Below are 12,819 nucleotides of genomic sequence, written 5' to 3' on the forward strand. Positions count from 1 at the left end.
AGGGTAAACAAAACTAAAGGCAAACAAATGAGCAATTTTGATATTTTAATCCTATTTACATTTATAGACTTCTTTATATTATTTCTAGCTTTTAAGCTTTTTGGCAAAAAAGGATTGCATGTATTTATTGTCATTAGCGTAATAGCTGCAAACATCCAAGTTAATAGGGGTGTTGCTTATGATATTGCTGGATTTCATATAATTGCGACTTTAGGTAATGTAATGTTTGGCGGCATATTTACTGCTAATGACTTACTTAATGAAAAATATGGCCGACAAGAAGCTAGAAAAGCTGTACTTAAATCAATATTCTTTGGTTTATCATTTGTACTTCTAATGTTTATGGCTACACTATTTAACTCTATTAATGACTCTTTCTATAAACAAACAAATGAAGCTTTTGATTTATTTTTTTCGATTAATGGTGGTGCGTTAAAGGCTGTAATAATCGGTAACTGCGTTTATCTAATTTCTCAATTATTTGATGTACTTATTTATTCGAAACTTAGAAGTCTCAGTTCTGATATAAAATGGCTATGGTTCAGAAATACAGGCTCAACCTTAATATCTCAAATACTTGATACAACTCTTATAACTTACGGATTTGCTTTTGCTGGGATTCTACCTATAGAAAGCGCTTTTGAAATAATAATCTCAACTTTAGTTATAAAATATATAATAGCTTTTATAAATGCGCCTTTATTTTATATTCTAGCTTTCACAAAACCTAAAGAATCATAACTATCAGTATAATAATCATAATCACTAAGTAAGCCCAGTTTTGTGCTTTTTGAGGGATCTTGCCTGATAGCTTAACTCCAATTGATACACCAACAAAAGAACCTACAACTATACTAATAGCAACAGGTAAATAAATATAACCTAAACAGTAATTAGGTAAATTTGGATCACTAAAGCCAACTATAACATATGAAATAGCTCCAAAAAGTGCTAAGAAAGGTACTATAGCCGCTGCAATTGCTGCTGCATTTGTAAGCCTATAATTTCGCCCTCTCAAAAAAGGAACAACTATGATGCTTCCACCAATACCCAATATAACAGAAACAAAACCAGTAAAGAGACCATAAGCATATAATAATTTTGATGAAGGCTCATTTTCGTTACCACAAATCTCTTTAGAGTTAGGCTTAGAATTATTAAGCATCTTTAATATCAATTTTAATACAGTATATATTAGAAATATAATAAATAATGCTTCTAATAAGATACTTGAAAGATAACTAGCTATAGCTGCTCCTAAAACAGTCCCTATTATCAACCCTAGCTTTAGCTTCAGCGCAACACTCCAAATTATATTATTAGCCTTATGATGGGCATATGTTGTTTTCATTGATGTAAATAACATAACAAGTAAAGATGTCGCAACAGCAATATGCATAGAGTTTGACGCATATGCTGGCTCATATATCGAAATAAACGTTGAAATAGCAGGAACAACAATTATTCCACCACCAAAACCAAACAAGCCCGCTAAAATACCTACCAAAAGACCTATTAGCGCAAAACAAAAAATAACAAAAATCATATTTTAATACATATCCAAAACTAAATTGACAACTAAATTAGGCCAAGCTTAACTAAACCATAATACACCCCATCATGGTAGTTTGCTTTAGTTATTAAACTAGCCTTTTCTTTTAACTTATCTGAGGCATTTTCCATAGCAATAGCCACATCAACTCTATCAAACATCTCTAAATCATTATTACCATCGCCAAATGCGTATGTTTCATACTCAGCTAAACTAAGATTCTCAACAACCTTATCTATACCATCAGCTTTTGTATGTCCTGCCAGGTAACAATCAACATAACCATTTTCGTTATGTGGAGCGATAACATAACTATCGCCTAAAGTATGCTGCAATGCAACACTATCAACATTTTTACCTAAAACTAAAGCATTATAAATAGTGACATTATATAAATTATGAGTTGTAACAATCTTATCCTTATTAACTATGACATGATTATAGAAGTAGCTCAGATCTTCTGACTCTAAATTATTTACATACGCATACTCACCTTCAAAAAGCCAGTCATGATTATGCTTTTCACAAAACTTTAAAACATCATCTATAGCACTTTGAGGAAAAAGTTTTTCATAAATTAATTTTCCACCAACGTTTACAACAGAACCGTTTGCTGTGATAAAACCATCCATAGGTAAATCTAATACTGCTTCAGGAATAAATCCTTGAGTACGTCCTGTTGCTATAAAAGTTTTATAACCCTGTTTTCTTAAGTCTTTTATAGCTTGGATATTTTTATCAGAAACAAAGAGCTTGCCTTTTTTCTCATGCACTAAAGTTCCATCAATATCAAAAAAGAATGCTTTTTTCATTATACTCCTTAAATTTAAAGTAAGTCATCCTCGTGCTTGACACGGGGATCTCCTAGCTACTTGAGGGATTCCCACCTCCGTGGGAATGACTATAATTATTAAATTAATACTTCAATTAATAAATAAACATCGCATCACCATAACTAAAAAATCTATATTTTTCAGCTATGGCATGTTCATATGCTTTCATTATTTTTTCTTTGTCTGCAAATGCTGATACAAGCATTATTAATGTGGATTTAGGTAAATGAAAATTTGTAATCATTGCATCAATTACATTAAATCTTTTACCTGGATACAAGAAAATATCAGTTTCGCCGTGATAAGGTTCAATCTGTCCACTTTGCCCTGCTGTCTCAAGTGATCGTACAGAAGTTGTACCAATTGCTATTACTCTACCACCATTTGCTTTTGTTTGGCGAATTTTCTCACAAACATCTTCTGGTACAGATATAACTTCTGCATGCATCTTATGATTATTAACATCGTCCACTTGCACAGGTTTAAAAGTTCCAGAGCCTACATGTAATGTTATATAAGCTATATCGACACCTTTATCTTTTATCTGCTGCATCAACTCTTGACTAAAATGTAATCCCGCAGTAGGAGCAGCAACAGAACCTAAATCCTTAGCGTAAACTGTTTGGTATCTATCAGCATCAAACTCTTCATCATCTCGCTTCATATATGGAGGTAAAGGAACATGGCCAAACTCTTCCATAATTTGATAAATATCTTTATCGCCCTGTAACTCAAGCAGATACATTCCACCATCTTTTTCTAATACTGTAGCTGGCGTATCTTGAACAAAGATCTCACTATCTATAGCTGGCGAACGATTTGCTTTTATATGAGTTTCAAAAACTTTTGGCGAATGCACTCTTTCTATGAGATACTCAAGTTTTGCACCTGTAGTTTTTTCACCATATAAACGTGCTAACATTACTTTACTATTATTAAAAATAAGTAAATCTTTATTAGTTATAAAGTCTATAAAATCAGTAAATTTATGATCTACTATTCCACCTGTTTGCTTATTTAACTTTAATAATCTACTAGCATCACGATTTTCTAAAGGATAACTAGCTATTAATTCTTCTGGCAATTTATAATCAAAATCATCTGTTTTCATTTTTAATATTCTTTTTTCCTTTCTCTTCTTTATTTTTTTTACTTCTCACTGGATTAAGTTTACTTGGAGGAACTCCCTCTATTACAAAATATCCTTTACTCCATAAAAATAAGTGTATATATAAGGATGCATATTTTTTCTTATTTATAAATAACCTCACCAACTTCTACTTTGATGGTTTTGGTTTAACTTTTGATGGCTGAGCAGACTTTTTTTCAGGTTTAGTAACCACAATTTTAGATAATGGTGCTGAATCTTGAGCATATTTGATATTAATAGTTTTTTTAGAGTTATTACTTTTTGACATAACACTTATCCTCCAACAACAATTATTACAATAAAAATAAAGCTAAATATTAACGATAAAATAAAAGACCACCGATAAGAGGCTTCCATAATCTCAACAATTCTAAATCTTTCATTCTCAAGACTATCATAAACTTCACTTATTATCTTTTGACTTTTTATTATTGTATAAACAGATATAACAATAGTAGCTATAAAACAAAATACACATAATAAAAAAAGTATCTTTAAATAACAATTTAAATTTTGAATCATTTCTAACTTACTAACAAATAAGCCTACAACAATAAGTGATGAACTTGGTATAAGCTTTTCCATAAATTTAGAATTCTCTTTATAAAACTCTAAAAGCATTTTTTGATATTCTTCTTTCTCCAAGCTCAGCCTCCTAAAATCTATTTTACAAAGCCTGCTTCACTACAAAACTTTTAACAATACTATTCTTATCAACAAACTCAAATCCAGCTCTACGAGCTTTTTTGATATAATCATTCTCACTAGCAAAGACTTCTTTAAAGCCTTTCATAAGAGCTATCATTTTTTTATTATCAAGTCTTCTTTCGCGTTGATACTTATCAAGAGTTGAAATATGACCAATCAATCTACCTTTAGCAAAAGCTTCACTAAGAACTTTAGTAAGAGCAATCACATCTTTAAAACCAATATTGACACCTTGTCCAGCCAGAGGATGAATAGTATGAGCAGCATCTCCAACTAATACTACATTATCTTTTACATAGCTTGTAGCATGGCGCTGGATTAGCTCAAAACTAAATCTTTTTGATAAAAGTTTTATACTCCCAAGAGTATTATCAATTGCTTTTGCTAACTCTAATTCAAATTTCTCATCAGCTAAACTCATCAAGAAATTAGCATAATCAGTTTTTACAGACCAAACTATTGATGCTTTATTAGAGTTTTCTAACGGTAAAAAGGCTAACACTCCTTTATCATAAAATCGTTGATATGCTATTTGCTGATGCTCTTTTTCAAGCTCAAGTGTAGCTACTATAGCAGTATGTTTATATGGCTTAACCTTCGTTTCAAAATTAAAATAATCACGAATAAAAGAGTTAGCTCCATCAGCTCCAACTATTAGGCTAGTTTCGATACATATATTTTTTTTCACGTCATCCTGAACTTGTTTCAGGATCTCACCATTATGTTTATTCGAATTAGTAGAATTAGATTCCGGATCGGAGTCCGGAATGACAGATTGTAGGAGAACCTTTTCAGTATTTCCATTTCTTTGAATCTTCTGTATTTTTTGATTCGCAAAAATCTCAATACTAGTATCGTTAATTTTTTCAACTAATGCTTGAGTTATTACATCATTTTCAACTATACATCCCAGGCTGTGCTCAGATATTTCTTCAGCTGCAATATTAATACTCTCACTAACAATATCATCCCATACTCGCATTTGATAATATGGTGATATACGATTGCTTTTAATCTTACTCCAGACACATAGCTCTTGCAGCAATCTCTTTGAGGTGTGATTAATTGCACTAACTCTGGTCTCTACTCTGTTAGAATCTAGAGGTTTTTGATTAACATCTCTAGCTTCAACAACTGCAACTTGCAAACCACTTTTATGTAGTGCTAAAGCCAAGCTAAGCCCGACCATACCACCACCAACAATTACAACATCATATTTTTTCATTTTGTTGAACTCCACATGTATAAGAAGATCCCTGAGCGGAGTCGAAGGGTCGTGGATTATTTTTTGAATGTGTTTCATTCATACACTCAGCTAACCTTACTAACTCTTCAGAAAAATTGTTTATTAAAGCATTCTTTTTTGCTCTAGCCCATTTTTGAACTTGCTTCTCTCTACCAAATGCCTCGTCTATTCTGTTACACTCTTCAAAATATACTAATTTTACAGGCAACCTTTTTGATGTATACTTTGCACCCTCTCCAGTCATATGTTGATAGAGCCTATACTCAAGATTATTAGTACTTCCAGTATAATACGAACCATCATTACATTTTAAAATATACATATAAGCACTCATTCTTTACTTAACTTCCCCGACCCTTCGACTCCGCTCAGGGATCTTTACTGATTCTTAAAAAAGTTACTCATCTTCAACCACCTTTCTCATCAAAGTTGAACCTTTTGTAAGCTTGCCCATCATTACTCGCGATAAAGCTTTCTTAGCTAATTTGCTTCTTTGTAATAAGTGTAAACCTACATTTCTACTTGCAACCAATTTACGATCATTTGAGACAAACCATTTCACAAAGCCGTGTGTTATATTAATTGTTCTATCATGATCAGGCTTTCTAACTTTCTCAAACTCTTGCAAGATAATTTTTATCTCAAAAGGATTAAATATATCAGAAGCACTTCGACTCTGCTCAGTGACCTGTTTATTAATTAAATCATACAAAAACCCAATATCACGAATACTCAAATTCATGCCTTGACCAGATACTGGATGTAAAAAATGTAATGCATTACCAAAAAATAATACATTATCTTTATATACTTCATTTGACTGAACAAGATATAAGGGAAAAACTGCAGGTTTTGTGGCAACCTTAACTTCACCTAATCTATACCCAAACCTATCTTGTACTAGCTCTTCAAATTCTTTTTTATCTAAATTCAACTTTACCTTTGAATCTTGTCGATCAACAGTCCAAACACATCCCATAGTAGTCTTTGACTTAGGAAGCATTGCAAGCACTCCATCTGTCATAAATCTCTCATATGCGGTATTTTCATTATCCAAATCTGTTTGAATATCAAAAACAACTGCATCCTGCTTATAATCAGTAGTTTGTGCATCAACATCTAGCATTTTGCGCATACTTGAATTTGCACCATCACAAGCAATTATTAACCCTGCCCGTATAGTGCTTTTTTGCCCTTGTTTTTCAACTACTAAAGAATATTCATCCGCTTCTTTCTTAAGATTGGTAACATTAGTCTCAAAAGATTTAATAATATTTGGACTCTCAGTAACACTTTGTAAAGCAACAGCCAAAAGCTCTCGCATCGGCGCAATAGCTCCTAAAAATGGTAAATTTTCATCTTTAGCAAATATCTCTGCTCTTCCATATCTACCTTTATCAGAAATATGAACTTCCTTAATAACTTGAGTCGTACTTGCAACTCTATCCCATAAGCCGAGGGTATTTAAAAATGCTATTGATGAGTAAGATACTGCAATACTTCTATTATCATTTTTAACTTGTAGTTGATCTTTTTCAATATGAATAATTTTACAACCAGTTTTTGCAAGTGCTAGAGAAGTTAATAAACCAACTATCCCTCCTCCCACGATTGCCACATCATATTTAATATTCATTTTAAATCTCAAACTTTTTCACTATCTATAAGTAGAACTGCGACTTTTGTATATTCAAGTAATTCCATAAAATCATCTTCACAACTCTCATCTTGACCTAAAGAATCATAATCCATATATGATATTTGCATTAGATCATGAATTGCCTCTTTGACTTCTTTGTCTTTTGAGTTTTCAAAGTCTAAACCAAATAAGCCAACCCCAGATAAGAAGCCCTTTATCCAATAAGTGAGCGCCTCAGCCCTATAGCTTAGAGGCTCATTATCTTCAGGAATAAATAGATCAAAACTTAGGCCTTTCTCATCAAATTGAGACTTGGTATAATCATAAAGTTTTTTCATAGTTTTTAACGCTGAAGCTGCAACTAAATCTCCTCCCTCAATCGTTTTTGTCATCAAAGAATCAGACCATGCGGTAAATTTAACTTCCGCACCAAAACTAAAAAGTGCACAAAGTAAGCCATGAGCCTCAGAAGCAGAGCTCAAAGCCTGCATTACTTTTAGAGCCTCAGTAACATCTTCAAAATTAGGTTTTTCATTTTTCATAGAAACTTATATTTTTTATCTTATATATTGTTAATTATTTTACTGTATCTAGATAATTAGTTATAGGTATTTTTCAGATTAGCTAAAGAAATTTTAAATTATCTTACAATAAGATAATTACTAAATATAATTTATGAAATAGAACTAAATATATATTGATTCTTTTAAGAATAAGTATCAAGAAACAAAACTAAGATTGATAATTTGGTGGCTCTTTTGTAATTGTCACATTATGAACGTGAGATTCATTAAATCCAGCACCTGTAATTTGGACAAATGTTGGCTGTGTACGCATCGTTTGAATATCTTTCGATCCAGTATATCCCATACTAGATTTTAGTCCTCCAATTAACTGGTGAATAACCGCTGAAAGTAAACCTTTGTAAGGTACTCTTCCTTCTACACCTTCAGGAACAAATTTTTTAGAGTCTGTATTACTTTGGAAATATCTATCTGAAGATCCTTGCTCCATAGCACCAAGTGACCCCATACCACGATAAGATTTATATGAACGACCTTGGAAAAGTTCTACTTCACCAGGAGATTCTTCTGTGCCAGCAAAAAGCCCTCCAATCATAACGACAGATGCTCCAGCAACAATAGATTTTGCAATATCACCAGAAAATCTAATTCCACCATCAGCAATAACTGGGACTCCAGTACCTTCTAAAGCTTCGGCAACATTAGATATCGCTGTAATTTGTGGCACCCCAACACCTGCAACGATTCTTGTTGTACATATCGAACCAGGACCAATACCAACTTTAACCGCATCAGCTCCAGCTTCAACTAAATCTTTAGCTGCTTCAGCAGTTGCAATATTACCACCGATAACCTGAATCTTAGGATAAGTATCTTTCACCCATTTAACCATATCAAGTACACCTTGGGAATGTCCATGAGCAGTATCTACAACTATAATATCAACGCCTTCAGCTGCTAAAGCTGCAACACGCTCCTTAGTATTTTCTGCTGTTCCTACTGCTGCGCCAACTCTTAATCGACCTAAAGAATCTTTACAAGCATTTGGTTTATTTTGTGATCTTTCAATATCTTTCGTTGTGATTAAACCTACAAGTTCACCTTTATTATCTACAACTAAAAGTTTCTCAATTTTATGTTCATGTAAACTCTTTTTGATAGATCCTTGAGAAGCATCTTCAGCAACAGTAACAAGCTTCTCTTTAGTAGTCATTATAGAGCTAACTGGCTCATCTAAATCTTTAGCAAACCTAAAATCACGTCTTGTAACAATTCCTACAATGTGATTATTTTGATCTACAACAGGGAATCCAGAGAAGTTATGCTCTCTTGCTAATAGCATTATTTCTTTAATTGAGCTTTCTGGCTTAACTGTAATAGGATCTATTACCATACCATTCTCAAATCTTTTTACTTTTTTAACTTCTTGAGCTTGAGCTTCTATAGACATATTTTTATGGATAATACCTATACCGCCCTCTTGAGCTATAGAAATAGCTAAGCGAGACTCCGTAACTGTATCCATTGCAGCTGACACTAGAGGAATATTTAGTTTGATATCTCTAGTTATATTTGTTTTCAAGTCAACCTGATGAGGTAAAACATTTGAATATCTAGGTGAAAGCAATACATCATCAAAAGTGATTGCTTCTTGAGTAATTCTTAACATTATTGATCTCCGTAATTAAAGTCTAGAGTTTGAATTTAATTACAGTCGTATTTTATCACATATGAGAAAATATACTAGAGAAAAATGAAATTACTTCAAAATAAAAATATCTAAAAATGTTGCCACCAAATTACCCTAACCTATATTTAGCAATACAAACATTTATAATTGGTAAACAGTTTACTACTTATCAAGCTAATTAACTAAGCTTTTCTCTGGAAGAACCATCCATCTTCTCAAACATTGAACCAAAATAAAGCTAAATAACACTGTAACAAAACCAATAAGTGCATAACATAAAAAAGCATTTGAGAAAGTCTGTTTTAAAACAACAATTTGAGAACTACTAATTTTTCCTTGAAAGCTATCCTGAATTCTCTCAGGTATTACCACTATCTTCGCTAACCATCCACCTAGATACCCTCCTATGCCAAGAGATACATAGAATATTCCCATCATATATGAAACAATTCTTGGTGGCGATAATTTTGTAACCATCGAAAGACCTACTGGTGATAATAGAATCTCAGAAACAGCTACCGACACATAAACAAACAAAATTAACGCTGGCTTTATTAGGGCTGTTTGATTACTAAAAGAAACAACCAAATATAAAAAGAAGAAACAAAAAGTGATAGTTAACATTGCTAAAAAGAATTTTATACTACTATCAACTGAAGGCATCTTATGATAAAAACGCTTAAATAAAATTCCTAGTAGAGGCCCTAAAACAACCAACCCAATTGATTCTACTGCAATATAATAAGATTCATAAAAATTAAAACCAAGAAATGTTTTACTGACACAATATGAAATAAAAACAACCAAAGACAAAAAAACTTGGAAATATAACATCCAATAAATAGCTGATATTACACAGAGAAACAAAATCACAAAAATTCTCTTTCTTTGTATACCAACTTCTTTAATAGCAAAATATATTAAACTACCAATGCTAAAAAACACTAATCCACCAAACGCTATAAGAGCAAGTGTATATATGGTAAAAAACAAATAAAACGCCACCCAAGTAATACCACAAATAAGAAGTGCTTTAATAATATTTTTAAATTGGAATCTTGTTTTTCTTATATCTTGAACTTTAAAAAAGAAAACAGATACCATTAATAAAACAAAAGCAAACAGCATACTTGCTGATGCTAAGATAAAAGGATCACTCCAATTGTCTGTATGCTCTTGTACCCATTGCGGTATAAAAGAACCTAATGTTATACCGAATGCCATTAAAGCGTAGTAAATACTAAACCCACTATCTCTATGTTTATCACCAGGTTTATAAAGTCCTCCAATTAAACATGCCAAATTAGGTTTTAACAACCCTGTACCAATAGCAGCACCTGTAAGAGCAATATAAACAGCATCAAGACTATTTATAGAAATGCTAAAAATAGCATAACTAATACCAAGAAAAAAAATTCCTAGCATCACCGCCATTCGCTGAGCAATTAATCTATCTGCAATATAACCACCTATTAATGGTGAGATATATGATATAGCAGTAAATGTCCCTGTTATTATATATGCATCAGTACTATCAATTCGCAAATGATCAAGTAAGAATAAAAGTAAAAGCGCTTGAATTGTATAGAATCCATAACGTTCCCACATTTCTGTAAGAGAAAGAGGATACAAGGACATTGGTTGTTTTATATCTGACATAAAGAATTCCTACGTTCTATTTTTTTCATATCGTAAAAGATAAATTGTTTGCTTAGAATTCAACAAAACAAACACTATTTTCTTTAAGAGTATCTCTTAAAATCAAACTTTTTTAAATCTTTATTATTAAATCTTTCGTAAAAGCTGACCAAAAAATAATACTATTAATGATATATTATTATATTTTTCAAAAAAACGATCAAAACAAAAACCTGTTTTTTCATGCTATAATCGTATAGGTTGAGTAGAACTCTACTTCGCTTGAGATAGTAAATAGTGAATTAATAAGGGTACTGGTCTACCTGTAGCCTTGCAATTAATGAAATCTCCCATTGCAGAACCTGCAATATCAAGATGCGCCCACTCATAATCTTCTGTGAATTTTGATAAGAATAAAGCCGCACATATTGACCCTGCTGCTCTGTCATGATTTGCATGATCTATATCTGCTACTTTACTATCTAATTTTTTAAGATATGGCTTATGTAAAGGTAATCTCCACACAAGATCATTAGATGCGTTAGCAGCCTGCTGTAAACTATTTGCTAGCTTATCACTATTTGCCATTAAACCGGAGAAAGCATCTCCAAGAGATACTATCATAGCACCTGTTAAAGTCGCCATATTTATAACAGCTTTTGGCTTGTACTTACCAACGTAAGTCAGCGTATCACATAATACTAACCTACCTTCAGCATCAGTATTACTTACTTCAACTGTTATACCCTTCATACTCTTAAGTACATCACCAGGTCTATAAGATCTAGCATCAACAGCATTTTCAGCAAGTCCCATTACACCCACCACATTAATCGGTAAGTTAAGCATGGCCAATGCTTTCATAATACCCATTACAGCTGCAGCTCCACCCATATCCATTTTCATAGTGCTCATACCGGCTGCAGGCTTAATACATATACCACCATTATCAAAGACTAGACCCTTTCCTACTAAAACTATCGGAGCTTGACCTTCTTCACCACCATTATACTCCATACAAACAGTATAATTAGACATGTCAGAGCCTCTGCCTACAGCCAAAGCACATCCCATACCTAGCTCAGCCATATCATCCTGATCTAAATAATCTAAATTAAACGTTTCATACCTAGATGTAAGTTCTCTAGCTTCATTTAACATATAGTCTGTATTACAAATATTTGCAGGTAAATTCTGTAGATCTTTAGCATAATTTTGACCACAAGCAATAACTGAGCCAATCTTAGCAGCTTCTTCAATATCTTGCTCTCCAGAATAAACTAGTTCAATATGCTCTAATGAATAATTTTCTTTTTTTGATTTTAACTGATCGAAAACATAAGTCTCTGATATAAGCGCTCTTACAGTATCTAGTGTAAGTTGCTTAGCATCACCACTTTCAAATGCGTAATCAATATTTACCGAAACTTCTTTTATATTGAGTTTCTTTAGTTGCTCTGCAGCTTTTGATATTATTTTGTCATACTCAGAAAACAAGAAATCCTGTCTTAAACCAAGTCCTAAAAGAACAACTGTTTTATCTGTATGCAACAGAGGTAAAACTTCTCCAGAAGTTGCTTTAAAGACCTTTCTATCTAACAAAGATTTAGAATTCGGACATTTTGTCTCGTCAATAAGTTTTTGTAAATTTTCTTGCGCTACTATTAATATCTCAGCAGACGTCGTTGCCTGACTATTTACTACCAGTTTCATTTACGCTCCGTTTGTAATTTTAAAATAAATTTTAGAAACATAATAACAAAAAACCATAACTAAAACATTAAAATTTAAGTGCGGCTAATTGTTAACTACTGACTTTTGCTTATAAAAAATATAAAA

Annotated in this window: 13 protein-coding genes; 1 reads left to right on the forward strand and 12 read right to left on the reverse strand. The window is 32.4% G+C overall.

Annotated elements, in window-relative coordinates:
* The first annotated feature begins 27 nt into the window (after window positions 1-27).
* Complete coding sequence (locus F7310_RS06935; RefSeq protein WP_072712765.1) at window positions 28-741, forward strand: queuosine precursor transporter; 714 nt, start codon at window positions 28-30, stop codon at window positions 739-741.
* Here F7310_RS06935 and F7310_RS06940 read toward each other — a convergent pair.
* From F7310_RS06940 to F7310_RS06990, 12 genes are all read right to left on the reverse strand, one after another.
* Window positions 728-1,546 (reverse strand): sulfite exporter TauE/SafE family protein, encoded by an 819-nt coding sequence (locus F7310_RS06940; protein ID WP_072712767.1) that lies wholly within the window; start codon window positions 1,544-1,546, stop codon window positions 728-730. The genes F7310_RS06935 and F7310_RS06940 overlap by 14 nt on opposite strands.
* Before the next feature lie 32 nt (window positions 1,547-1,578).
* Window positions 1,579-2,364, reverse strand: a complete 786-nt coding sequence (locus tag F7310_RS06945; RefSeq protein ID WP_072712769.1) for a Cof-type HAD-IIB family hydrolase — start codon at window positions 2,362-2,364, stop codon at window positions 1,579-1,581.
* A gap of 115 nt (window positions 2,365-2,479) precedes the next feature.
* Complete coding sequence (gene queA, locus F7310_RS06950; RefSeq protein WP_072712770.1) at window positions 2,480-3,496, reverse strand: tRNA preQ1(34) S-adenosylmethionine ribosyltransferase-isomerase QueA; 1,017 nt, start codon at window positions 3,494-3,496, stop codon at window positions 2,480-2,482.
* A 166-nt stretch (window positions 3,497-3,662) separates the two neighbouring features.
* Complete coding sequence (locus F7310_RS10520; RefSeq protein WP_158513253.1) at window positions 3,663-3,803, reverse strand: hypothetical protein; 141 nt, start codon at window positions 3,801-3,803, stop codon at window positions 3,663-3,665.
* A gap of 5 nt (window positions 3,804-3,808) precedes the next feature.
* Complete coding sequence (locus F7310_RS06955) at window positions 3,809-4,180, reverse strand: hypothetical protein (protein ID WP_072712772.1); 372 nt, start codon at window positions 4,178-4,180, stop codon at window positions 3,809-3,811.
* Between the two features lie 22 nt (window positions 4,181-4,202).
* Entirely contained in the window at window positions 4,203-5,468 is a 1,266-nt protein-coding gene (locus F7310_RS06960; RefSeq protein WP_072712773.1) for an FAD-dependent oxidoreductase, read from the reverse strand.
* Window positions 5,455-5,811 carry a GIY-YIG nuclease family protein gene (locus F7310_RS06965; protein WP_202968668.1) on the reverse strand — a complete coding sequence of 119 codons (357 nt, stop codon included), beginning with the start codon at window positions 5,809-5,811 and terminating at the stop codon, window positions 5,455-5,457. The genes F7310_RS06960 and F7310_RS06965 overlap by 14 nt, the downstream gene beginning before the upstream one ends.
* Window positions 5,812-5,886: 75 nt before the next feature.
* Window positions 5,887-7,125 carry an FAD-dependent monooxygenase gene (locus tag F7310_RS06970; RefSeq protein WP_072712776.1) on the reverse strand — a complete coding sequence of 413 codons (1,239 nt, stop codon included), beginning with the start codon at window positions 7,123-7,125 and terminating at the stop codon, window positions 5,887-5,889.
* 8 nt (window positions 7,126-7,133) lie between these two features.
* A complete protein-coding gene (locus F7310_RS06975; protein ID WP_072712778.1) occupies window positions 7,134-7,670 on the reverse strand; it encodes a UPF0149 family protein in 537 nt (178 codons plus the stop codon).
* Between the two features lie 190 nt (window positions 7,671-7,860).
* Window positions 7,861-9,321: an IMP dehydrogenase gene (guaB, locus tag F7310_RS06980; RefSeq protein WP_072712780.1), complete on the reverse strand. Its 1,461-nt coding sequence runs from the start codon at window positions 9,319-9,321 to the stop codon at window positions 7,861-7,863.
* A gap of 195 nt (window positions 9,322-9,516) precedes the next feature.
* Complete coding sequence (locus F7310_RS06985; RefSeq protein WP_072712781.1) at window positions 9,517-11,001, reverse strand: peptide MFS transporter; 1,485 nt, start codon at window positions 10,999-11,001, stop codon at window positions 9,517-9,519.
* Between the two features lie 252 nt (window positions 11,002-11,253).
* Entirely contained in the window at window positions 11,254-12,693 is a 1,440-nt protein-coding gene (locus F7310_RS06990; RefSeq protein ID WP_072712783.1) for a leucyl aminopeptidase, read from the reverse strand.
* Between the last annotated feature and the right edge of the window lie 126 nt (window positions 12,694-12,819).

Source organism: Francisella uliginis (assembly GCF_001895265.1).
Classification (GTDB): Bacteria; Pseudomonadota; Gammaproteobacteria; order Francisellales; family Francisellaceae; genus Francisella; species Francisella uliginis.